The sequence below is a fragment of the Pseudoalteromonas sp. OF7H-1 genome (genome assembly GCF_022347825.1).
In the GTDB taxonomy this organism is placed as follows: domain Bacteria; phylum Pseudomonadota; class Gammaproteobacteria; order Enterobacterales; family Alteromonadaceae; genus Pseudoalteromonas; species Pseudoalteromonas maricaloris.
Map to the genome: position 1 here is coordinate 105,143 of NZ_JAKRFX010000009.1, position 23,554 is coordinate 128,696.

Consider the following 23,554-nt stretch of genomic DNA (forward strand, 5'->3'; position numbering starts at 1 on the left):
ATAGAGCAAGATCGCAGGGTGAACCTGCTCCTACTCCGTGCCGTAGAAGACGCTTTACGCGGCGAGCTGTTAAAAAAGCATAGATTTAAGAACCGTTATTACGGCAGGCCATCGAGTAAAAACTGCTCCGCACGTTCAACGCGGCGGGGTTTTCCCTTTAACAGCAAAACATCATTAACGCGTAAAACGGTTTGCTCATCTGGTTGAGCAATTTCTTCGCCGTCGCGTCTTAACGCAGTAATATCAACGCGCTTAACCTTGAGCTCAAGCTCAGCAATTGACTTGTTAACGGCAAATGCATGGTCTGGCAAAGCAATGGCATGCAGATATTCTAACCGCTCGCCAGTAACTTCATGCAGATCACTACTGTCTCCAGCAAAAAAACCATGTAAATACGGATAACGATTTTCTCGCTCTTTACTGACACGACGAAAAATTCTGCGCATTGGCACGCCAGACATGTACAGCACATGAGAAACCAGCATCAAACTTGCTTCTAAAGTTTCTGGCACAACTTCTGCGACGCCCATGGCTTTTAATTGCTCCATGTAGCTGTCATCTTTCATGCGTACCAAGATCTTCACTTCGTGGGTACGCCGACGAATGGCGTCAACAACCACCTGCGTCTGTTCAAAGTCATCAAAGGTAATGATAACCAAGCGCGCTTTATCAATATTTGCTGACTTTAACAGCGTTTTTTGTGCCGCATGACCAAATAGCACGGGCTCACCCGCAATTTGTGCGTCTTGTACAATTTGCGGGTTGCGCTCTACCGCAATATAAGGAATAGCCTCTGGGCGTAAAAATCGTGCGATAGTTTGACCAACACGCGCATAACCAAAAATCACAACATGATTTTTTAAATCAGCCGCGTTATAACCACTCGGCGCTTCGGGTTGCCAGTCTTTTTCTATTCCCAAGATATTGAGAATATGCGCGGTTTTACTAATAAGATATGGCGTTAACGCCATAGACAACACGCCAAGCGTGATCAAGAAGGACACCGCATTTTGATCCAACAACTGATGTTTACTGGCAAGCGCGAGTAACACAAAGCCAAATTCCCCCATCTGCCAGATCAAAATACCAGCGCCCCAAGCATCTTTTTTACGCTCACCCATTAACTGCGCAACGCCAACGATGATCAACACTTTGATCACAAGCACCGCGGCAAGTGCTGCAACAATATAAATAAACTGGTCGAGCACATAAGGAATATTTAGCTGCATACCCACTGTGACAAAAAAGAGTCCCATTAAAATATCTCGAAATGGTCTAATTTCTGCCTCAAGCTGATGCCGATATTGGCTTTCCCCTAACATCATGCCCGCTAAAAATGCGCCGAGCGCCATTGAAAGTCCGAATGCATAAGTGAGCGAGCCCGCGCACAGGGCTACAACCAAAGTAGATAAAACAAAGAGCTCATCTGTTCTTACTAATGCGATTTCGTTAAATATTCTAGGTAGTAACCACTTACCTATTGCCCATAAAACCAGACACACCACCGCACCCTTAGCAAATGCAAAAAGTAGCGCTGATGCCAGCTCTGAATTACTCGCAGAGGAAATAAGCGGAAACGCGATGAGCAGCGGCACAACGGCAATATCTTGGAATAACAACATGCCAATACCGAGCTGACCATGACGTGTGTTGAGCATCCCCAGCTCTTTTAACAGCTTAACCACAACCGCCGTAGAAGAAAGTGCGATGAGGCTCGCAATCACAAATGCTCCCACCCACTCATATTGCATAAAACGCAATACCAACATACCAATTATCGTGGTCACAATGACCTGTAAACTCCCTAAACCGAATACTACGTTTCGCATTGCCATTAATTTTGGCACGGAAAATTCAAGCCCTAAACTGAACAGTAAAAACACGATCCCAAGCTCAGCCATAAAGTGAATTTCTTGGCTGTCACTCATCCATCCAATGCCGTGACTGCCCGCAATTACTCCAGTGAGCAAATAAGCCAGAATAGGCGGCAAGCCAACCCGCTTAAAGGACCAGACTAAAATTACAGCACATAACAGCAAGGCAAAAACCTGCGCGAAGATACTTTGCAATCTGCCTCCTGAGCGAAAAAATTGACGGGGAATGAAGGTGGATTTCTTTTTCTTTCTCTTAAATATAGCAAGCGTTTGTTTTTAAGCCAGTTTAAATTTTTGGCACAAAGTTCGCATATTAATCATGTATTGTTGTATTTAAGGGGAAGAAATATGGAAAATGTCCATATTTTGACACAAAGATTGCCGACCAGAGGCGATTACTTGCCGTTCAATTCTGAACAGTATAGTACGCAAGGCGGTGAACACTACGCGCGATTAGTCGACAAACTTCAGACAACACTCAACATTGAAGAGCTGTTGACTATTTACGCGGAGCATGTGGCAAGAATTTCAAAAATTTCGGGACTCCAGTTCCATTGTAGCCTTGGCGTCTTTCAGATGAAGGACAGCGATAGCCAATTTCCAGCTAGTACGTTTGATCTTGAGCTCGAAAAAGAACACTTAGGCCAGCTGGTGTATTTCAGTGAGTTTCCATTTAGTGAAGCTATCAAGGCAAAATTGTCAAAATTACACGCCTGTTTAATTTACCCAATGCGTAACGCTTTGATGTATAACCGTGTGTTGCAACTAGCAACCAAGGACTCACTAACTGGACTTTACAATCGCAGCCAGTTTGCAGACAACTTAGAAGAAAAGCTTGAACGATGCCGTCGTCAACATCGTAATTTCAGCTTAATGCTTTTAGATTTAGACAACTTTAAGCAGGTGAATGATGTTCATGGCCATAAAGCCGGTGATGAAGTGTTGGTTGAGTTTTCACGTATTTTGCAAACCTCAACGCGCGCAACTGATTCGGTATTTAGATTCGGTGGTGATGAGTTCGCCATCTTAATTGACGACCCTGCGTTTACAACCAACAAAGTTATCGCAGAAAGAATTATGGAAGCCGTAAGAAAGTCGAGTATGTTGGCTAAATACACGGTGACCACAAGCATTGGCTTTACGCTGGCATCGAGCCATGATACTGCCGACAATATATTTGCTCGTTCGGATAGCGGCTTATACCGCGCAAAAGCAGCCGGACGAAACTGCGCTCGCGCAGTATAAAAAAACCACTTCCCCTTTTGCTCAGCGTTATGCGTTAACGCTGAGCATCTTTTCCTAAGTATAGGTATGCCATCAGGGCAAGTGCCGCGCCGTTAAAAAATCCATTTATTACCCATGCCAGCGCAAGGAAATCGGGTAACTCTGAAAACATCACCGCAAGCATTGGCGCAAGTAAGCCAAGAATAAAATACATTCCGCCCTTACCATGCCAATACAGAAGTAAAAACACAATACTGATAATGCCTGATGCCGAAGCAAATATTTGATTCAGCCACACCACTTCACTCGACATAAAGAGTACGATAAACACCACCGCAGTGAACACCACCGCATAAGGCGCTTTTTGCGCTAACTGTTGGCCAATCTTTTTACTTTCAGTCATCTTTTACTACCCAAATAATGCCATTATCCTCTGCGTGCTCGGCACTCACAAACAGTCCGTTCACCGCCACCGGTGTATCATTGTAATAAACAACCGCAATAGAATCACGCTCCCAGCTTGGAATGTACAAATCTTTTAGCCAGTGTTTCAAGGTATTAGAGCCAGGTTTGCCCTGTGGTTTGATTTTATCTTTAAGTCTACCGTAACGAATGCTAACGATTTCGTCCGTGAAGGGTTTGCGGACCCCCTTGCCCGTTTGTAAAGCAACAGGTGTACTTTGCCCGCTGAGTTCGTTGAGGTTAACGGTCTCAATGTCATGCTTTTGGCTATTTTCCGTTACCCAATAAAGTGCATCACGATAACGCCTCACTGCGCCTTGCTTAAAACGAATTTCAAGTTGACTGTCTTGGCGTGATGAAAACGCCTGTTGTACGATTTCATCCAACTGTTTTTGACTCGGCATCTCTATGCCCTGCTTTGATAACCACAGTCTGATGACATTATCTCTTCTTGCAAAAGAGAGCTGTTGTAAAGCCGTGATATTTAGCGCCATCCGACAACGACACTTTTGCAAGTCTTCTTCACTGACCTCATCAATTATGGTTTGTTGGCGCTGTAAAATATCAATACTGCGCAGTGTGTTAGCGACAAAACCATTGAATCGAGAGGTAAGTAACGGGATCACCTGATTGCGTAAAAAGTTACGGTCAAACGCATCGTCGGCGTTGGACTCATCAGTAATATGCTCAAGACCAAACTGCCGTGCAAATGCTTCAATGTCATTGCGACTAACGGCAAGTAACGGACGAATACAATAGCGCCCTGATGCCAGCTGAGTTGTCGCTCTCATCGCTCCAAGCCCGAGTAATCCAGAGCCGCGCTTTAATCTCAGTAAAAAAGTTTCTACTTGGTCATCGGCATGTTGCCCAAGCACGATTGCAAAACCTGCTTTGGCCGCGTCATCTAATGCTTGATAGCGAGCTTCGCGTGCTTGCGCTTCAAGGCTAGTGCGGGTTTTTCGAGTAATCGAAACCTGTTTTGCAACAAAGGGAACATTAAGTGTTTCACAAAGTGATTGGCAAAATTGCTGCCACTGCGTAGCGTGCTGTGACAAGCCATGATTAACATAAACCGCTTGGAGTATAACGTTATGCTTGTTTGCATATTCTCGACAAAGGTGGAGCAACACAACCGAATCCACACCACCAGATAAGGCAATGCACAACCCTTTGGCGTCAAGGCTGGAACTCAATACCTCTAAACTTGACTCTACTTGTTGGTAAACCCGACTATTAATCATGTTTTCTACAATCAATAAAAAAAGCCGCTCGATAGCGGCTTTTTAACTTAAATTAGCATTGATATCAATACGAGCAGAAACCCGTATTAACAATAACCAAATGACATCAGGCGCTTATAACGCTGATCTAACATCTCTTCGGTGCTTAGCGCTTCAAGATCAGCCAAGTCACGTTTAAGCTGCACTTTCAGGTTTTTCGCCATCGCATCATAATTGCGGTGTGCGCCACCTAGCGGCTCTTCAATGATGTTATTGATAAGGTCCAGCTCTTTTACGCGAGAAGCTGATACACCCATTGCTTCTGCTGCAAGTGAAGCTTTGTCTGCACTCTTCCAAAGAATAGAAGCACACCCTTCAGGTGAAATTACAGAATACGTGCTGTATTGCAGCATGTTTACTCTGTCACCTACCCCGATAGCTAATGCGCCACCAGAACCGCCTTCACCGATCACGGTACAAATTGTTGGTACTTTGAGCGCTGCCATCACTTTAAGGTTACGTGCAATCGCTTCACTTTGACCGCGCTCTTCAGCGCCTACGCCCGGATAAGCTCCCGGTGTATCGATAAAGGTGATGATTGGCATCTTAAAGCGTTCAGCCATTTCCATTAGGCGTAATGCTTTACGGTAACCTTCTGGCTTTGGCATACCAAAGTTACGTTTGATTTTTTCAGCGGTATCACGACCTTTTTGCTGACCGATAATCATTACTGGTTTGTCGTCAAGACGCGCAACACCACCAAGAATAGCCGGATCGTTAGCAAAAGTACGGTCGCCCGCAAACTCGTCAAACTCGGTAAAAATGCGTTCAATATAATCGCGAGTATATGGACGAAGCGGATGACGCGCTAATTGAGACACTTGCCAAGCGCCTAAACCGTCGAAAATTTTCTTTGTTTGCTCAACATTTTTGTCTTTTAAGCGGCTGATCTCTTCTTCAAGGCTAAGATCTAAATCGCCAGAGCGGCTAACGTTTTGTAATTCTTTGATCTTTGCTTCCAATTCAGCGATTGGAAGTTCAAATTCAAGATAATTGAGGCTCATGCTCTAAACTACCTGTTTAGTTAAATTCTAATTCTAATTCCTGCGCCGCCAGCAGTGATAAACGAGTTAAAAGCTCATCACTTGGCGTCACACACCATTGTGTTCCTAATGTTAACTCTGCTAATGCATCAGGACGCTGATATTTAATTTTTACCGGACACGTTCCAAATTTATATGGTTCTAGCACTTTTTTGAAATTATCAAAGAAGTTCGCGTCAATTTGAGCCATATTTAGCGTCATTTTTATTGCACTAATACGCTTTTCTCGCGCCTGAGCAATGGTAGAGATTTCTCTTGCGGTCATTGTAATGCCACCAGAGAAGTTATCAAAGCTGACCTGTCCAGATATTACCAAGATTTGGTTAATTTGCAGCATTTCTTGGTACATTTCAAACTGTTCAGGAAATAAGCGTACATCAATTCGGGCACTTTTGTCATCTAAAGTGATAAGTCCCCAACGCGCTCCTTTTTTGTTTATCAAGGTACGAGCATTGATAACCAGTCCCGCCGCGGTTGCTACCGTATCACGATTACCGGGTTGTAAGTCAACTAACTTGCCAGAGGTATAATATTTTAATTCTTTGCGATATTGATTAATTGGGTGGCCTGTTAGATAAAGACCTAAGGTTTCTTTTTCCCCATTTAACCATTCTTTATCGCTAAGCGGCGTAGCTTTGATAAAGGCTTGTTCAACCTCCTCGGGCTCAACCGCAAGCAAACCAAATAAGTCGCTCTGTCCAAGTGATTCGGCTTTGTGATGCTGCTCTGCCGACTTCATGGCATCCTTTAAGCTTGCCAGTAAAGTCGCGCGCCCTGGCTGATCTCTGTCAGGACCAAGCTTATCAAGCGCTCCCGCGTATATTAGCTTTTCAATCACGCGTTTATTTAGACGCTTTAAATCAACTCTGGCACAGAAGTCGAATAAATCTTTAAATTCTCCCCCTTGGGCTCGCGCTTCAAGGATCGCTTCAACAGGGCCTTCACCCACGCCTTTTATCGCCCCTATACCATAGACGATCTCACCTTGACGATTTACAGCAAATTTGTAGACACCGGCATTCACGTCTGGTGGTAGCAGCGTCAACTTCATGTTTTCGCATTCATCTACCAAGGTTACGATTTTGTCAGTGTTATCCATATCCGCTGACATTACCGCCGCCATAAACTCGGCAGGGAAATGGGTCTTCATCCATAGCGTTTGGTACGACACTAACGCGTAGGCTGCGGAGTGTGATTTGTTAAAGCCGTAACCCGCGAACTTTTCTACCAAGTCGAAGATTTTCATGGCAAGTTCGCCTTCGACGCCATTATCTTTGGCACCATCTTCGAACGTTGCACGTTGCTTCGCCATTTCTTCAGGCTTTTTCTTACCCATCGCACGACGAAGCAAGTCAGCGCCACCTAGGCTATAACCGGCAAGCACCTGCGCTATCTGCATTACCTGTTCTTGGTAAAGGATGATCCCGTAGGTCGGTTCTAGTATAGGTTGTAGACTTTCATGCTGGTATTGTGCATCTGGATACGATACTTCTTCACGACCATGCTTACGGTCGATAAAGTTATCTACCATGCCCGATTGCAAAGGACCCGGACGGAATAGCGCAACCAGTGCGATCATGTCTTCGAAACAGTCTGGCTTCAAGCGACGGATCAAGTCTTTCATACCACGAGATTCCAGCTGGAATACCGCAGTTGTTTGTGCGTCTAGTAACACTTTAAAACTTGCAGGGTCATCCAATGGGATCGCAGCGATATCAATCGGCTCACGACTTTCTCTACCAAGGCGTTCGTTCGCCATGTCGAGCGCCCATTGCAAAATGGTTAGCGTTCTTAGACCGAGGAAGTCAAACTTAACCAGACCTGCGGTTTCTACGTCGTTCTTATCAAACTGGGTAACTGGGAACTTACCTTCTTCGTCGCAATACAGTGCTGCAAAGTCGGTAATGGTGGTAGGCGAGATAACAACACCACCGGCGTGTTTACCCGCGTTACGCGTACAGCCTTCAAGAATGCGACATTTATCAATCAGTTCACGAACTTCTTCATCGCTATCGTAAGCTTCAGGCAAGCGAGGTTCAACATCAAACGCTTTGGCAAGTGTCATACCAGGGTCGCCAGGTACAAGCTTGGAGATCCTATCTACGAAGCCATAAGGGTGACCAAGCACACGACCAACGTCTCGAATTACCGCTTTTGCCGCCATCGTACCAAAGGTGATGATCTGAGATACTGCGTCTCGACCATACAGTTTAGCAACGTGGTCAATTACCTCGTCTCGTCTATCCATACAGAAGTCGACGTCAAAGTCAGGCATCGAAACCCGCTCGGGGTTAAGGAATCGTTCGAATAGGAGATCGAATTCAAGTGGGTCAAGATCCGTGATCTTAAGCGCATATGCCACCAAAGAGCCGGCACCGGAACCACGACCTGGACCTACAGGGATGCCGTTATCCTTACTCCACTGAATGAACTCCATTACGATTAAGAAGTAACCTGGGAATCCCATTTGGTTGATAACGTCGAGTTCAACCTGCAGACGGTCGTCATACTCACCACGCTTTTCTTTGCGGTCATTTTCATCAGGGAATAAGAACTGCAAACGTTCTTCTAGACCATCTCGCGATACTTTTACCAAGAAATCTTCAATCGCCAGATCGCCCGTTGGATAATCTGGTAGGAAGTAGGTGCCAAGCTGTACCGTCACGTTACAGCGCTTAGCGATTTCTACGGTGTTTTCTAAAGCTTCTGGAATGTCACTAAAGAGCGCTTGCATTTGCTCTGAAGTCTTTAAATATTGCTCTTTAGAAAAGCGTTTTGGTCGATTTTTGTCTTCTAATGTATAACCGTCGTGAATAGCAACGCGAATTTCGTGGGCATCAAAGTCTTTTTCGTGTAAAAACACCACTTCATTCGTCGCCACAACAGGTATATTACGTGCAGCCGCGACCTCCACAGCACCATGGAGATATTCTTCTTCTTGTGCACGTGCGGTGCGTTGTAGCTCAATATAAAAATGGTCGCTAAAATGCTGCTCGTAAAACGCCAGCGTTTCTTCAATTAGCTTAGGATTGCCTTTTAAGATAGCTTTGCCTAAATCGCCATCTTTCGCGCCAGAGATAAGGATCAGCCCTTCTTTGTATTTTGCAAGCCACTCTTTATCAATTACAGGGCGATGGAATACATGACCACGAAGATAGGCATCGGAGATCAACAAGGTGAGGTTTTTATAGCCTTGATTGTTCTTGGCGAGAACGAGAATTCGGCTTGGTTCATCAGGAAACTGATCTGACTTTAGCCAAAAATCCGCACCAATTATTGGCTTGATCCCTGCCCCGTGTGCGCCACCATAAAAACGCACCAAACCACATAAGTTCATTTGATCGGTGATGGCAAGCGCAGGCATTGCAAGCTCTTCGGCCCTTGCCACAATTGGTTTGGTCTTCGCTAGACCATCCACCATTGAGAAGTCACTGTGTACACGCAAATGGACAAACTGCGGGGCTGGCATGCTTACTCCTTCTCGGCCAAAATTCGTTGCACAGGCTTAAAGCTTGTACGGTGATGTGGAGTAACCCCATGTGCTTCGAGCGCGGCAAAGTGGGCTTTGGTTGGATAACCTTTGTGGCCTGCAAAACCAAACTCAGGATATTCCGCATCGAGTGCTAACATCTCATTGTCTCGGGTGACTTTCGCCAATATGGATGCCGCACTTATCTCGGCAACTAGGCTATCCCCTTTTACAACTGCGGTTGCCGCAACACTTAGCTTAGGTAAACGATTTCCATCAACAAATACATGATCAGGTTGAATTTCCAATCCTTCAACTGCGCGTGTCATCGCCAACATTGTTGCGTGAAGAATATTCAAATCATCAATTTCTGAAACTGACGCTCTCGCAATGCAGTAACATAATGCCTTTTCTTTTATCTCTTCTGCCAATGCAATGCGCTTTTTCTCTGACAGTTTTTTCGAGTCGGTTAACCCTATTATTGGTTTGGTTGGATCTAAAATGACGGCAGCGGTAACAACGTCACCCACCAACGGGCCACGTCCTACCTCGTCAACGCCTGCAATATACTGCACATCAGGACGTTCAATTTGCATCTATTAACTCCATTACAGCCTGAGCCGCTTGTTTGCTGGCATTTAGGCGAATGTTCTCATGTATCTCGTAAAACTTTCTAACAAGCTTACTATTATTGCCTTTTAACATCGGGAAAAGTGCATCAGCGAGTGCGTCAGGATTACACTCTGCCTGTAAAAACTCAGGCACAAGAGGTGCGTCAGCCAATAAATTCGGCAAGGCAAAGTATTTGATGTTAAAGGTAAAAAAGGTATTAAAAATCCAATAACTTTTAGGATTTAGCTTATACCCGACTACCATTGGCTTTTTATATAGCATCGCCTCAAGTGTGGCAGTTCCTGAGGCCAGTAAAACGGTATCCGCAGCTTGCATTGCCAGTGCTGACTGGCCGTCAAGCATAATTGGATTCAATTCCGGCGCGACTTCATTCAAGGCTTCCAAAAACTGTGCTCTGCGCTTTTCGTTTACCAAAGGCACGACTATTTTTAAGTTAGGTATTTTATCGACTAATTTTTTTGCAGTGGCAAGGTAAGTGCGGCTCAATAAGCCAACTTCAGAGCCCCGGCTACCAGGAAGCAGTGCTAAAACCGTATCATCTTGACTTAAGTTCAGCTGTGCACGCGCACCTGCGGTATCCGGCTCAAGTGGAATTTCATCCGCTAGCGTATGACCCACAAATGTACAAGGCACTTCATGTTTATCATAAAAGGCTTTTTCGAACGGCAGCAAAGACAGCACTAGGTTAGTCGCCTCGGCAATCTTATGGATGCGTTTTTGACGCCACGCCCACACACTCGGGCTTACATACTGAATGGTTTTAATTCCTGCCGCTTTCAACGGTTTTTCAACACGCAAATTAAAATCCGGCGCATCGATACCGATGAATACATCGGGTGGATTATCAATAAAGTAATTCACCAACTGCTTTTTAATTTTTAGCAAGCGAGGTAAGCGACCAAGCACTTCGACTAGTCCCATAACAGCGAGTTCATCCATGTCAAACAGGCTTTTACAACCCGCTTGTTGCATTTTAGGACCACCGATCCCGACAAAATTGGCATTGGGGTAATGAAGTTTTAGCGCGTTTATGAGGCCAGCACCGAGTATATCGCCCGATAACTCTCCTGCGACCACGCCAATGGTGATATTTTTTTCGTTAGCCATTGTTATTTTTCAGTATAAAAAAACGCCATACAAAATGTATGGCGTAAGTATAACCTGTATTGCGGTTCAAGTTTAGCGGATCAAACCACGATTAGAAGTCGCAATAAAATCAATCATTTGCTGAACTGCTGCGAACTCAGAAGCATCTTCTTTTAGCGCTTCTAACGCATCTTCTAAACGCAGCCCCTTACGGAACAACGTTTTGTATGCACGTCTTGTTGCCATGATTTCATCAGACTCAAAGCCGCGACGCTTTAAACCTTCAGTATTAATTGCAACGGGTCTCGCTGGCGTGCCAGTCGTTGTAACAAAAGGCGGCACGTCTTGGTTCACACCCGAGTACATACCAATAAAGGCATGTGAACCCACTTTACAAAATTGATGTACACCTGAATTACCCGCAAGGATAACCCAGTCACCAATATGTACATGTCCGGCTACACTTGCATTGTTAGCGAAAATCACATTGCTGCCAATGACTGCGTCGTGTGCCACATGGGTGTAAGCCATAAATAGGTTGTTGCTACCAATTCGAGTGATCCCTTCGTCTTGAATTGTGCCACGATGGATAGTCGCACACTCACGAATAACGTTGTTATCACCAATAATTAGCTTGGTTGGTTCATCCTTGTACTTTTTATCTTGGCAGGCTTCCCCTACTGACGCGAATTGGAAAATGTGATTGCCTGAACCAATCTCAGAAGGGCCTTTGATCACAACATGTGATTCAATCTTACAGTTATCACCAATGACTACGTCATTGCCAATATAACTATAAGGGCCTACAGAAACATTCTCGCCTAGACGCGCGCCTGATTCGATAATTGCGGTAGGATGAATAGCCATTAAAACTCTCTTCTAGCACACATAATTTCAGCTGAACACACAGTTTTGCCTTCTACTTTAGCTTCAGCACTGAATTTCCAGATGTTACGGCGTTCTTTTTCGAACTTAACGTGCAAATGCATCGTGTCACCCGGTAAAACAGGTTGTTTGAAACGTGCATTATCAATCGCCGCAAATAAGTATAGTTCATTCTCGCTGCGATTCTCGACCGTTTTAAAACCAAGTAAACCGGTTGCCTGAGCCATTGCTTCTAGGATCAACACACCTGGGAAAATAGGTTGTTCTGGAAAGTGACCCGTGAAAATAGGCTCATTAATCGTCACGTTTTTAATCGCGTGAAGATATTCGCCAGGCTTAAAATCTACCACTTTGTCTACAAGCAACATTGGGTAGCGGTGCGGAAGAAGTTTTAAAATCTCTTGGATATCAAAGCTGTTTAATTCGTTAGCCAAAATAGCTTCCTTATTCTACATCAGTATCTTTAAGCTGTGCTGTCAGCAGCTCAAGTGCCTTCAGGCGCGACTTAAAGTCAGATAAATTGCGTAAGTGTGCAATAGACTTACGCCACTCTTTATTCGTTTGGTGAGGTAAACCAGAAGAATAGATCCCTGGCTCAGTAATTCCTTTAGTAACCATGCTCATACCAGTAATGACAACCCCATCACAAATTTCGTTGTGACCATTGATTGCTGTCATGCCGCCAATTTGGCAGTACTTGCCGATTTTAACACTGCCCGCCAGTACCGTGCAGCCTGCGATGGCTGTACCGTAACCAACCTCGACGTTATGGGCAATTTGGATCTGGTTATCTAAAATGACGTTGCTATGAATAATGGTGTCTTCTAGCGCACCTCTATCAATAGAAGTACTCGCGCCAACTTCGACACGGTCGCCAATAATTACGGTGCCAACTTGAGGGATTTTAACCCACTCGCCTTTCTCGTTGGCGTAGCCAAAACCATCACTTCCTATTACGGCACCTGACTGGAATAGACATTGTTCGCCTATCTGCACTTCATGATAGACGGTTACGTTTGCCCAGAGTTTAGTCTTTGCGCCTATTTTGGCATGTTTTCCAATGAAACAGCCTGGCCCTATCTCAACATCATCACCAATCACAGCGCCATCTTCAATTACAGCGTTCGCACCCACACTGACGTTTGCACCAAGTGTTGCGGTATCAGAGATAACTGCTGTACGATGAACTCCTGATGCTGCGCTAGGTGTTGAGTCTAGCTTCTGTGCAAGTTTTGCATAGGCTACATAAGGATCTGCGATAATGAGTTTATTACCCGCAAAATAATCCGCGTCTTTTTCACTCAAGATCACGGCCCCCGCAGTCGTGCTTTCAAGCTGACCACGGTATTTGCTGTTGGCTAAAAACGCGATTTGGTCGTCTTTTGCCTGTGCGAGAGTGGCGATATTTCGAATTGATTTATCGCCATCACCTTGCAGCTGAGCACCTAGATACTCAGCAAGTTGAGATAAGGTGTGAAGTTTTGTCATTACTTATTGCTAACCGCTTTTACCACTTCTTCAGAAAGGTCGGCTACTTTATCAGGATTGAAGTAAATTGTCGTATCTTTTACTTTAACTTCGTCAAATTTACCTTTTTTAGCTACAGACTCAATCGCATCTACAATTAGCTTTTGTACTTTAGCAAGCTCTTGGTTTTGACGAACTTTAATTTCTTGCTCTAGTGGACGACCTTTTTCAGCAAGTGTCTTTTGCATGCCTTGGATCTTTTCACGAAGCGCTTCTTTTTGCTCTTCACTCATTGTCGTCGCTTCGCGTTTGAACTTTTCCGCTTCAAAACGAATATCACCTTGAATTTTTTCAAGCTCTTGACGACGCTCAGCAAACTCAGCTTGTAGTGTCTGCTCAATTTTCGCCATTTGTGGAATTTGCTTATACACTTCCTGCATGTCTACGATGCCTACTTTGTGTGCAAATGCGCTACCTGAAGCACCCATCATTAGTGCTGCTGTCATGGCTAGTGTTGATGATTTAATAAATTTTTTCACAATAAAACTCCTTAGAATGTATTACTGATGTTGAAGCTGATCGTCTTCGTATCGTCTTCTTCTTCTTTTTTGAGTGGGTAAGCGAAACTGATCAGCATAGGTCCCATAGGCGAGATCCACTGAATCGATAAACCCGTTGATACTCTAAACCTTGACGGATCAGAGAAATCAGAAAGTAGATTGTATTGATCTTCTGGCAAGTTGCTATAACGGTCTACATCAAACTCAGTATCCCATACGTTTGCCGCATCGACGAAGAAGCTCGTTCTTACCGAACTCGTGTTTTCTTCGTCTAGGAATGGCGTTGGTACGATAAGCTCAAGACCAGCTAGTGCTTTCGCGTTACCACCAATACGACCACCTAGATTTAGCGTATCAAATTGCTGCTCGCCGCCAATACAGCTACCTGGTGTACCATCTGGTTTAGGTGTGCCCGGAATACACTTAGGTGCACGCTGTACCGCTCGAGGTAGAATCGTGTTTCGGTCGAAGCCGCGTAGTTCTTGCTCTGAAATACGGAAGAATTCTTGGAATGGCAATACTTGCTCAAAGCCATTCGTCTCGCCATAACCATTACCATAGCCTAAACCCGCTCTCGCAGAGAAGACCCAACGATGGTCATTACTGATTGGCCAGTAAAAACGTGAATCATAATTAATCTTGAAGAAATTAAGATCTGAGTTTGGCGTGGTAACACTTAAGTTCAAGCTTTGACGAGAACCTGCTGTTGGGAACATACCACGGTTAACAGTTACACGTGACCATCCTGCACTTAACTCATATTTAGTAAAGTCATAATCTGCATTTGGATCGCTTTCGTTTAAGAAGCTCTCACGAAGTACTCGTGTTTGCTCAAAGTTTGAAATTTGCGAAAGGCTTTCTTCAATCCAACGAATACCAAAGTTAACACGGTTAATCGCATTAATTGGGAAACCAAAGTTGGTACCGATACCGTAGCTCGTCGATTTATAATCTACAATCCCAAACTCACTCGCATCAAACTTACTGTAGAAGATACTGCTGCCTTGCGACACGCCATCAGGCGTAAAGTATGGATCGGTATAAGATACACTATAACGCTCCGAACCACGCGAAGTGTTAATATTGAAAGCAACTTGGTTACCAGAGCCTAGAAAGTTTGACTCACTAACACCAATGTTGAACTGAAGGCCCGCATAAGAGCCATAAGCAACACCCGCTTGGAAACTACCAGCAGGCTGTTCTTTTACTTTAAAGTCAACATCAACCTGATCTTCAACACCAGGAATTGGCTTGACTTCAAACTCTACCGATTCCATATATGGCAAACGTTGAATTTGAAGCTTTGAACGCTCTAGGTTTTGGTTAGACAACCACGCACCTTCAAGCTGCGTCATTTCACGACGTAATACCTCGTCTGCTGTATTTTGGTTACCGTTCACCACGATGCGACGTACATATACGCGCTTTCCAGGATCAACAGATAGTGTTAATTGTACTTCTTTGTTTTCATCATCGATTTCTGGAACAGTTCGTACTTCAGCATTGGCGTAACCAAAACGCGCCAAATAACTCTTAATGAAATCTTCCGTTGCCGTCACAACTGAGCCGTTGTAAAGCTCACCTGCGCGAAGCGGCACAATACCTTTAATTAAGTCTTCACGACCTAATAAGTCACCAATGAAATCAAACCCTTTAACGGTATATTTTTCACCTTCGGTGATGTTTGCCGTAACATAAACTGATTCACGTTCTGGGCTTACTGAAACCTGTGTTGAATCGATGTTAAAACGTAAATAACCACGGTCTAGGTAAAAACTGCGGATCTTTTCTAAATCGCCTTCAATGGTTTGTTTTTGATAACGGTCATTAGAGAGGAAGCGCCACCAAGGCAAGTCCTGCTGAGATTCAATTAGGTTAAGAAGTTCTTCGTCCGAGAACAGCTCATTACCAACGAGGTTAATTTGACGTACAGAAGCAGCATCACCCTCTTCAAACTTCAGCATCAGCTTCACACGGTTACGTGGCAATTCAACAATGCTCACCTCAACCTTAGCGTTATATTTACCAATACTGTGGAAGAATTCCGTTAAGCCTTTTTCGATACTATCGAGTACCGTTCTATCTAACGGTTCACCTTGGCGAATATTTTGCTGCTCTAAACTCTCGTTTAGCTGCTCGTCTTTGATGTCTTTGTTACCATCAAATTCGATTGAGCTGATAGTTGGACGTTCTTTAACCTTAAAAATAATCTGATTACCATCACGGAATACCGCAATGTTGTCAAAGTGGCCAGACTTATACAACGCCTTGATTGTGCGTGAAATAGTAAACTGATCGACATTGTCACCAACGTTGATCGGAATATGTGTCAATGCAGCACCCAGTGCAACGCGCTGCAGCCCTTCTACTTTTAAATCTTCTACGATAAAGGAGTTTTGCCCTAAGGCAGCAAAACTAGCGCCCAGTAAACTGGTTACTGCAATGTGTTTTTTTATAGGCATTTTATTATCTTTATCCTTTACAACAATTTTGGCGCGATACGCTAAGGCCCATTACATCACAACATTCAAACGTTACAGCTTTTGTATTATGTTATCCGTTGTATGCTTGAACAAAAATGCAAACATTTAAACTGCATATAATGTGCGCTTTTTAGCACCGCACGGCTTAAAGCCGAGAAACATCATTAAATAGTGCAAAAAACGTTAAGGCAAGAAGAAGCGCTGCTCCAATCTTAAACCCAAACTCTTGTGTCTTTTCAGAGACTGGTTTTCTGCGAATTAGTTCAATTAAGTAATACATTAAATGCCCACCATCTAGGACAGGGAGCGGTAATAAGTTAAAAACTCCTAAATTCACGCTGATAAGCGCTAAGAAGCCTAAAAATGCAACTAACCCGTAACTAACACTATTTCCGGCACTAACCGCGATCCCCACAGGCCCGCTTAAGTTTTTTACCGAGACTTGGCCCGTGATTAAGTTGCCGATCATGTCGAAACTTAAGGCAATCAAGTCGTAAGTTTTACGAATGCCAAGCACCATACTATCTAGGATGCCGTATTGTCTAGTTTCAATATAACCATTTGGCCATTTTTCCATCACAGGCACAACGCCCAAATAGCCTTGTACGACACCTTCTGGTGAAGTTTTTGCCTGAGGTGTTATCGTTAGGGTTTGTGGCTGACCATCGCGCAGAATATCAATGCTTATGGCTTGATTTGCAGATTTTTGAACTCGGCCCACCAGCTGTTGCCACGATGCCAATTTGTCACCATTTATCGCAACCAGCGTGTCTTCTACTTGTAAGCCACCTTTGTCGGCAGCTGCACCTTCTTCGATATAACCGAGCTGCAGCGTCAGCGGTGGCCTATAAGGCGTAATGCCGACTGAGGTCAGTGGCGCTTCATCTTGCTTTTCCAGTTTCCAATCGCTCAAACGTAGCGTGCGAATAGCCAAACTACCTTTTTCATCTTGTACTTTGGCAACCAGAGATGGTTCACCTAAATGCGCCATCAATTCAAACGTGACGTCTTGCCATGAGTGTACTAACTCATCATTCAGTGCAATGATGTGGTCACCTGATTGAAATCCAGCATCCGCCGCGATACTGGTTGGTGTCACACCACCAACGACGGGTTTTACGGATTGAACCCCTACCATATACATTGCCGCTAACGCGACAATGGCAAACAAAAAGTTTGCAATGGGGCCTGCAGCTACCACAGCGATACGAGAAAGTACTGGCTTATTATTGAAGGCAAGGTGGCGCTCCTGCTCTGGCACATCATCAACGCGTTCATCGAGCATTTTGACATAGCCGCCAAGTGGAATTGCGGCAATAACGTATTCGGTTTGATGTTTGTCATACCACTTAACTAAAGGCTTACCAAAACCAATAGAAAAACGTAAGACCTTAACGCCGGCTTTTCTGGCAACCCAAAAATGGCCATATTCATGAACGGTAACTAAAATCCCTAAAGCAAGAATAAATGAGCCTAAGTGCCAGAAAAATTCAAACATAGTTACCTCAATGTGGCGATAATTTGCTGCGCTCGGTGGCGGGCCGTTCGGTCTGTTTCCATAATAGACTCAACGGATTCTAATACGCCAAGCTCACTTTGCTCAAGCGTTAAGGCATTGACTCGATAGATATCGCAAAACCCTATCTTATCCTCTAAAAATGCCGCAACAGCGATTTCATTTGAGGCATTCACTGTTGTTGTTGCGGCCTGACCACTACGACATGCGTCAATCGCTAATTTGAGGTTGGGATAACGGTTAAAATCTGGTTTGGTAAAAGTGAAATCGACAATCTGAGAAAAGTCTAATGGCTCTACACCGGCGTCAATTCTTTCAGGATAGGCAAGCCCATATGCAATCGGCGTTCGCATGTCTGGCTGCCCCATTTGTGCCAGCACCGAGCCGTCGCGATACTGCACCATTGAGTGGATCATACTTTGTGGGTGGATCACCACTTCAATATCGTCAGCCGAGCAGTTAAATAACCACTTAGCTTCAATAAACTCTAGCCCTTTATTCATCATGGTTGCAGAGTCGACAGAGATTTTTCTGCCCATAGACCAATTAGGATGCGCAACCGCTTCTTCGACTGTTACTGCAGCTAAGGTAGCCAATGGACGCTGCAAGAAAGGTCCACCAGAACCGGTTAATAAAATCTTACTAACACCGCTGTGACTTAGGTTTGAAGATTGTCCCGTTTGTATAGTCGTTGGTAGGCACTGATAAATGGCATTATGTTCACTGTCGATAGGGAGTAAAGTCGCACCATGCGCTTTTACTTTATCCATAAACAGCTGGCCACTCATTACTAATGACTCTTTGTTCGCCAGCAACACTTTTTTACCCGCTTCGACTGCCGCTAAAGTCGGTAACAACCCTGCTGCACCAACGATTGCGGACATCACGATATCCACATCTACGTGACGAGCCATCTCGGCCATTGCTTCAACGCCATGGAGTACTTCAGTGGTAGTGCCCGTCAAACGTTGAGAAAGTTGCTGAGCTGCGTGCTCAGAGCTCATAACCGCGTATTTAGGCTGATGACGTAAACAAAGCTCAGCCATCTTTTCCGCGTTTTGCCCTGCAACTAAGGCAAATACACGATATTGTTCTTTATTGCGGCTAACGACGTCTAAGGTTGATAGTCCAATAGAGCCTGTCGCTCCCAGTACTACCAAGTTTTGCTCGCTCATAGCACAACCGTCCAAGCGTAGCAAAAAGCAAAAATGGGTGCCGCAGCCGTTAAGCTATCAATGCGATCTAGGATACCGCCGTGACCTGGCAAACAACGGCCTGAATCTTTAAGACCTACTTCGCGCTTAAACATACTTTCAAGCAAATCACCAACGGCAGAAAATAGCGCGATAATAATGGTCATTACAGCGTAAATTGGCCACATATTGAGATCAATTGCGGCGAAGTGACAAAACACTAACACAAAAACAACCGCGGTGATCACGCCACCAACAAGACCTTCAATCGTTTTATTAGGGCTCACTTTAGGCATAAGCTTATGCTTACCTAAATTCTTTCCAGCGAAGTAAGCGCCAATGTCCGCGCTCCACACTATGCCCAATACCACCATGATCAGGACTGAGCCTATGTGCTCGCCATCTTCGTACCCGGCACTACGCATCACGTTTAACGCAAGCCACAGCGGGACTAGCGTCAGTACACCGGCGATGGAGCGCATCATGATCCCTTCATTCCAAGCACGAGCTGCTCGTGGATATTTCACCACCAAGAAAGTAGCGACCAACCACCACGCAAAAGCGAGCGTAAATACATAATTGGCATCAGCGACTAAGCGCCCTTGCTGCCATAAATCCTGTATCGGCCAATGGGTGTTAAGCAATAGAATTAACACCGCCATAACGCCAACGAAAGTAAAACGTTGACGCTTTTGACATAGGCCCGCAAGCGCCGACCACTCCCATGCACCAAGCAAAACGATCAGTGCGGCAATCGTACTAAACATTGCCAACGGTGTATAAAACACCAAAAGTAGAGCCAGAGGTGCAAGCACCGCTGACGTTAGAATACGTTGTTTTAACAAATTTGAACCCTTAACTTGTTGCGTCTTTCTCTGCGAGGAGCTGCTTTATCTGCTCTCCTGTGCATCCGAAGCGTCGCTCTCTAGACACGTAACAAGCAATGGCTTCAGAGAATGCTTGCTCGTCAAAATCAGGCCAAAGCGTGTCGGTAAAATAGAGTTCGGCATACGCAGCTTGCCATAGCAAGAAGTTACTGATGCGGAAGTCGCCTCCCGTTCTGATCAGCAAGTCGAGATTCGCTTGATCGGCCATCGTCATCTGCTCTGTCAAGGCATCTTCGGTTATATCACTTGGTTGCAATTCACCTGCTGCAACTTGTTTTGCGAGGTGTTGTGCTGCCTGTGTAATATCCCAACGTCCACCGTAATTTGCTGCAATGTTTAAGTTAAGCCCTGTATTGTCCTGGGTCAATGTTTGAGCTTCATGAACACGCTTTTGGAGGCTGTCAGGAAAACGAGAAAGATCGCCAATAATGGTTAGCTTTACGTTGTTCTTATGTAATTTTTTAACTTCTTTAGACAGCACATAAATAAATAATTCCATTAACGTGCTGACTTCATCTTCTGGCCTACGCCAGTTTTCACTACTAAAGGCAAATAGCGTCAGAGACTCTATACCTAACTTGGAACAGAATTGTACAGCACTGCGAACCGAATCTACGCCCTTCTTGTGTCCGAAGGCGCGAGGACGCCTGCGAGCTTGAGCCCAACGACCGTTGCCATCCATTATTATCGCAACATGTTTTGGCAATGATTGCTGCGAAATAACCTCTGCTTCTAAAACCATAATTCCAATTTAAGTGAAAAAAAACGCCGCCTAGTATACCCTAGGCGGCGCTTCAAACCTAATAAATTTGTCAGTGTACCTAGCCAAAAAAACGCTAACTGCTCAGAAACAAAGCAGAAATTTCTGCAATACGTAAACAGTGCGTAAATATAAACGCTAGGATAAAGACATTTAGATTTCCATCAACTCTGCTTCTTTCGCGCTTAGTTGAGTATCCATTTCTTTGATGAACTTGTCAGTCAATTTTTGGATATCATCTTCAGCTTGACGTGCTTCGTCTTCAGAAATTTCTTTGTCTTTTAGCAATGATTTAATATCACCATTTGCATCACGGCGAATGTTACGTACTGCAACACGACCACCTTCAACCTCACCACGTACGATCTTGATAAGATCTTTACGACGCTCTTCAGTTAGTGGAGGAAGTGGAACACGGATCACAGTACCTGCTGACATTGGGTTTAAACCTAAGTCAGAAGACATGATTGCTTTTTCTACCGCTTGTGCAAGCGATTTGTCGAATACGCTGATAGCTAGTGTACGAGAGTCTTCCGTCGTTACGTTTGCTACTTGGTTTAGCGGTGTATCTGCACCGTAGTAAGAAACAGAAATACCATCTAGTAGCGCAGGGTGTGCACGACCTGTGCGGATTTTAGAAAGCTGGCTTCCAAGTGCAGCCACACTTTTTTTCATGCGCTCTTGAGCGTCTTTTTTAATATCTTCGATCACAATACTTTCCTAGTCTGTTCTTGTTATGCCAGATTATACTCGCAATTTAGAGATTCGCTACTTAACTGCGAGTTGCTGAAATAGTCGTCAGATTATTCTGCTGCTTGAGAAGAGATAAGGGTACCTTCCTCTTCACCCATGATGACATTTTTCAATGCACCTGGTTTATTCATGTTGAATACGCTGATTGGCATATTGTGGTCACGTGCCAATGTAAATGCAGCTAAATCCATCACTTTCAATTCTTTGTCGATAACTTCGTTGTAAGTTAACGTGCGGTACAGCGTAGCATCTGGGTTTTTCACTGGATCGTCACTAAATACCCCTTCAACCTTAGTGGCTTTAATCACGGTATCCGCTTCAATCTCGATACCGCGCAAACATGCTGCTGAGTCCGTGGTAAAGAATGGGTTGCCCGTACCTGCAGAGAAAATAACAACACGGCCAGATTTTAATAGGCTAATTGCTTCCGCCCAATTGTACGCATCACACACACCATTTAGCGGGATAGCAGACATCAAACGTGCATTTACAAAAGCACGGTGCAGCGCATCACGCATCGCAAGGCCGTTCATGACGGTCGCTAGCATGCCCATGTGGTCGCCCACAACTCGGTTCATGCCCGCTTCTGCAAGTGAACCACCACGTAAGAAGTTACCGCCACCGATAACCAAACCCACTTCTACGTCGAGCTCTACTAACTCTTTGATTTCTTGTGCCATACGATCCAATACTTTTGGATCGATACCAAAGCCTTCATCTCCCATTAAAGCTTCACCACTAAGCTTTAAAAGAACGCGTCTAAAAACAGGTTTTTTATTGATAGTCATAATATCCGGGCCAATTAAAAGTGAGGTAAAAAATAACCGCGCTTATGCTAGACATAAATGCGCGGTTATTTTAGAGAATTTTCAGCAATGACGCAAAGCTAATGTCAGCTTTTACGTCATTAGGCATCACAATAAGTGATTACTGGCCTTTTGCTGCAGCGATTTGTGCTGCAACTTCTGCTGCGAAGTCTTCTTCTTTCTTCTCGATACCTTCACCTACTTCTAGGCGAACGAATGAAGAAACAGATGCATTCTTCTCTTTAAGGTAGTCACCCACTGATTTCTTAGGTTCCATGATGAAAGCTTGACCAGTAAGAGAGATCTCACCAGTGAACTTCTTCATACGACCAACAACCATCTTCTCAGCGATTTCAGCTGGCTTACCTTCGTTCATTGCGATTTCAACTTGAACCGCTTTTTCTTTTTCAACTACTTCAGCAGGTACGTCTTCTGGGTTTAGGTAGTCTGGCTTAGAAGCAGCAACGTGCATTGCAACGTGCTTAAGTGTTTCTTCGTCAGCATCACCAGCTACAACAACACCGATACGCTCGCCGTGACGGTAAGCAACTAGCTTGTCACCTTGGATGTAAGAAACACGACGGATGTTCATGTTCTCACCGATTTTAGCTACTAGTGCAACACGAGTCTCTTCAAACTTAGCTTGTAAGTCTTCGATAGTTAGTTGCTCAGCTACAGCTGCGTCAGCAATTTCGTTAGCAAATGCAAGGAAGCTTGCATCTTTTGCTACGAAGTCAGTTTGACAGTTAACTTCTACTAGTGCAGCAAAACCTTCGCCTTGCTTGATGATGATTGTACCTTCAGCAGCGATGTTGCCTGCTTTTTTAGCAGCTTTAGCAGCACCACTTTTACGCATGTTTTCGATTGCTTGATCGATATCACCGCCAGTTTCTGTCAGTGCTTTTTTACAATCCATCATGCCAGCGCCAGTGCGCTCACGAAGTTCTTTTACTAGGGCAGCAGTTACAGCCATTAGAATATCCTCAAATCTGAATTCAGTTCTTGATAAAACCAACCTTAGGTTGGCTGAATATCAAATCAAGTACAGCTCGCCTCAATTTGATAAAAATCCGTTATCTTTCAAGGTCTGCTTGGCAAACAACGGGATAAGCAGTTAATCGCTTATAAAGAATATCAAGTCTTCATCAATAATTTGATGAAGACTTGATGACA

At 44.5% G+C, this 23,554-nt stretch carries 20 protein-coding genes; 1 reads left to right on the forward strand and 19 read right to left on the reverse strand.

The features are described 5' to 3' along the window. Nucleotides 1-98: 98 nt before the first annotated feature. Nucleotides 99-2,069, reverse strand: coding sequence for a monovalent cation:proton antiporter-2 (CPA2) family protein (locus MHN30_RS12925; RefSeq protein ID WP_130163792.1), 1,971 nt, complete (start codon nt 2,067-2,069; stop codon nt 99-101). Between the two features lie 153 nt (nt 2,070-2,222). Here MHN30_RS12925 and MHN30_RS12930 point away from each other — a divergent pair, with 153 nt between their 5' ends. Beyond that, nucleotides 2,223-3,119, forward strand: coding sequence for a GGDEF domain-containing protein (locus tag MHN30_RS12930; protein ID WP_010371382.1), 897 nt, complete (start codon nt 2,223-2,225; stop codon nt 3,117-3,119). Between the two features lie 34 nt (nt 3,120-3,153). Here MHN30_RS12930 and MHN30_RS12935 read toward each other — a convergent pair whose 3' ends face one another. The 18 genes from MHN30_RS12935 to tsf form a co-directional block, all read right to left on the reverse strand. Continuing rightward, on the reverse strand, nt 3,154-3,501 hold the full coding sequence (locus tag MHN30_RS12935) for a hypothetical protein (protein ID WP_039497156.1): 348 nt from the start codon (nt 3,499-3,501) through the stop codon (nt 3,154-3,156). Continuing rightward, on the reverse strand, nt 3,494-4,801 hold the full coding sequence (tilS, locus tag MHN30_RS12940; RefSeq protein WP_239359915.1) for a tRNA lysidine(34) synthetase TilS: 1,308 nt from the start codon (nt 4,799-4,801) through the stop codon (nt 3,494-3,496). The genes MHN30_RS12935 and tilS overlap by 8 nt, the downstream gene beginning before the upstream one ends. 86 nt (nt 4,802-4,887) lie before the next feature. Further along, nucleotides 4,888-5,844: an acetyl-CoA carboxylase carboxyl transferase subunit alpha gene (accA, locus tag MHN30_RS12945; RefSeq protein WP_010371368.1), complete on the reverse strand. Its 957-nt coding sequence runs from the start codon at nt 5,842-5,844 to the stop codon at nt 4,888-4,890. Nucleotides 5,845-5,860: 16 nt separating this feature from the next. Beyond that, nucleotides 5,861-9,352, reverse strand: a complete 3,492-nt coding sequence (dnaE, locus tag MHN30_RS12950; RefSeq protein WP_069018614.1) for a DNA polymerase III subunit alpha — start codon at nt 9,350-9,352, stop codon at nt 5,861-5,863. Nucleotides 9,353-9,354: 2 nt separating this feature from the next. Further along, nucleotides 9,355-9,948, reverse strand: coding sequence for a ribonuclease HII (rnhB, locus tag MHN30_RS12955; RefSeq protein ID WP_130163790.1), 594 nt, complete (start codon nt 9,946-9,948; stop codon nt 9,355-9,357). Next, nucleotides 9,938-11,092, reverse strand: coding sequence for a lipid-A-disaccharide synthase (lpxB, locus tag MHN30_RS12960; protein ID WP_010371362.1), 1,155 nt, complete (start codon nt 11,090-11,092; stop codon nt 9,938-9,940). The genes rnhB and lpxB overlap by 11 nt, the downstream gene beginning before the upstream one ends. 72 nt (nt 11,093-11,164) lie before the next feature. Further along, the gene (gene lpxA, locus MHN30_RS12965; RefSeq protein ID WP_017216085.1) at nt 11,165-11,938 is read right to left on the reverse strand and encodes an acyl-ACP--UDP-N-acetylglucosamine O-acyltransferase; all 774 of its coding nucleotides are present in this window, start codon (nt 11,936-11,938) and stop codon (nt 11,165-11,167) included. Continuing rightward, the gene (fabZ, locus tag MHN30_RS12970) at nt 11,938-12,390 is read right to left on the reverse strand and encodes a 3-hydroxyacyl-ACP dehydratase FabZ (protein ID WP_010371351.1); all 453 of its coding nucleotides are present in this window, start codon (nt 12,388-12,390) and stop codon (nt 11,938-11,940) included. The genes lpxA and fabZ overlap by 1 nt, the downstream gene beginning before the upstream one ends. A 10-nt stretch (nt 12,391-12,400) precedes the next feature. Continuing rightward, nucleotides 12,401-13,444: a UDP-3-O-(3-hydroxymyristoyl)glucosamine N-acyltransferase gene (lpxD, locus tag MHN30_RS12975; protein WP_039497143.1), complete on the reverse strand. Its 1,044-nt coding sequence runs from the start codon at nt 13,442-13,444 to the stop codon at nt 12,401-12,403. After that, nucleotides 13,444-13,962: an OmpH family outer membrane protein gene (locus MHN30_RS12980; RefSeq protein ID WP_010371344.1), complete on the reverse strand. Its 519-nt coding sequence runs from the start codon at nt 13,960-13,962 to the stop codon at nt 13,444-13,446. The genes lpxD and MHN30_RS12980 overlap by 1 nt, the downstream gene beginning before the upstream one ends. Before the next feature lie 11 nt (nt 13,963-13,973). Next, nucleotides 13,974-16,445 (reverse strand): outer membrane protein assembly factor BamA, encoded by a 2,472-nt coding sequence (gene bamA, locus MHN30_RS12985; protein WP_130163788.1) that lies wholly within the window; start codon nt 16,443-16,445, stop codon nt 13,974-13,976. Nucleotides 16,446-16,611: 166 nt separating this feature from the next. After that, nucleotides 16,612-17,964, reverse strand: a complete 1,353-nt coding sequence (gene rseP, locus MHN30_RS12990) for a sigma E protease regulator RseP (protein ID WP_239359916.1) — start codon at nt 17,962-17,964, stop codon at nt 16,612-16,614. Between the two features lie 2 nt (nt 17,965-17,966). Continuing rightward, nucleotides 17,967-19,157 (reverse strand): 1-deoxy-D-xylulose-5-phosphate reductoisomerase, encoded by a 1,191-nt coding sequence (ispC, locus tag MHN30_RS12995; RefSeq protein WP_239359917.1) that lies wholly within the window; start codon nt 19,155-19,157, stop codon nt 17,967-17,969. Next, nucleotides 19,154-20,020, reverse strand: coding sequence for a phosphatidate cytidylyltransferase (locus MHN30_RS13000; RefSeq protein WP_239359918.1), 867 nt, complete (start codon nt 20,018-20,020; stop codon nt 19,154-19,156). The genes ispC and MHN30_RS13000 overlap by 4 nt, the downstream gene beginning before the upstream one ends. 10 nt (nt 20,021-20,030) lie before the next feature. Then, the gene (locus MHN30_RS13005) at nt 20,031-20,804 is read right to left on the reverse strand and encodes an isoprenyl transferase (protein ID WP_017216092.1); all 774 of its coding nucleotides are present in this window, start codon (nt 20,802-20,804) and stop codon (nt 20,031-20,033) included. Between the two features lie 171 nt (nt 20,805-20,975). Further along, nucleotides 20,976-21,533 carry a ribosome recycling factor gene (frr, locus tag MHN30_RS13010; protein ID WP_010371327.1) on the reverse strand — a complete coding sequence of 186 codons (558 nt, stop codon included), beginning with the start codon at nt 21,531-21,533 and terminating at the stop codon, nt 20,976-20,978. Between the two features lie 92 nt (nt 21,534-21,625). Further along, nucleotides 21,626-22,363: a UMP kinase gene (pyrH, locus tag MHN30_RS13015; protein WP_010371324.1), complete on the reverse strand. Its 738-nt coding sequence runs from the start codon at nt 22,361-22,363 to the stop codon at nt 21,626-21,628. Nucleotides 22,364-22,502: 139 nt separating this feature from the next. Continuing rightward, nucleotides 22,503-23,354 (reverse strand): translation elongation factor Ts, encoded by an 852-nt coding sequence (gene tsf / locus MHN30_RS13020; protein WP_010371321.1) that lies wholly within the window; start codon nt 23,352-23,354, stop codon nt 22,503-22,505. Between the last annotated feature and the right edge of the window lie 200 nt (nt 23,355-23,554).

Excerpts from the sequence above, each read along its gene's own strand:
- MHN30_RS12930 (WP_010371382.1), top strand. The coding sequence starts at position 2,223 with ATGGAAAATGTCCATATTTTGACACAAAGATTGCCGACCAGAGGCGAT.
- ispC (WP_239359917.1), bottom strand. The coding sequence starts at position 19,157 with ATGAGCGAGCAAAACTTGGTAGTACTGGGAGCGACAGGCTCTATTGGA.
- rseP (WP_239359916.1), bottom strand. The coding sequence starts at position 17,964 with ATGTTTGAATTTTTCTGGCACTTAGGCTCATTTATTCTTGCTTTAGGG.
- lpxA (WP_017216085.1), bottom strand. The coding sequence starts at position 11,938 with ATGGCTATTCATCCTACCGCAATTATCGAATCAGGCGCGCGTCTAGGC.
- rnhB (WP_130163790.1), bottom strand. The coding sequence starts at position 9,948 with ATGCAAATTGAACGTCCTGATGTGCAGTATATTGCAGGCGTTGACGAG.
- MHN30_RS12935 (WP_039497156.1), bottom strand. The coding sequence starts at position 3,501 with ATGACTGAAAGTAAAAAGATTGGCCAACAGTTAGCGCAAAAAGCGCCT.
- MHN30_RS13005 (WP_017216092.1), bottom strand. The coding sequence starts at position 20,804 with ATGGTTTTAGAAGCAGAGGTTATTTCGCAGCAATCATTGCCAAAACAT.
- bamA (WP_130163788.1), bottom strand. The coding sequence starts at position 16,445 with ATGCCTATAAAAAAACACATTGCAGTAACCAGTTTACTGGGCGCTAGT.
- dnaE (WP_069018614.1), bottom strand. The coding sequence starts at position 9,352 with ATGCCAGCCCCGCAGTTTGTCCATTTGCGTGTACACAGTGACTTCTCA.
- tsf (WP_010371321.1), bottom strand. The coding sequence starts at position 23,354 with ATGGCTGTAACTGCTGCCCTAGTAAAAGAACTTCGTGAGCGCACTGGC.
- tilS (WP_239359915.1), bottom strand. The coding sequence starts at position 4,801 with ATGATTAATAGTCGGGTTTACCAACAAGTAGAGTCAAGTTTAGAGGTA.
- accA (WP_010371368.1), bottom strand. The coding sequence starts at position 5,844 with ATGAGCCTCAATTATCTTGAATTTGAACTTCCAATCGCTGAATTGGAA.
- lpxB (WP_010371362.1), bottom strand. The coding sequence starts at position 11,092 with ATGGCTAACGAAAAAAATATCACCATTGGCGTGGTCGCAGGAGAGTTA.
- lpxD (WP_039497143.1), bottom strand. The coding sequence starts at position 13,444 with ATGACAAAACTTCACACCTTATCTCAACTTGCTGAGTATCTAGGTGCT.
- pyrH (WP_010371324.1), bottom strand. The coding sequence starts at position 22,363 with ATGACTATCAATAAAAAACCTGTTTTTAGACGCGTTCTTTTAAAGCTT.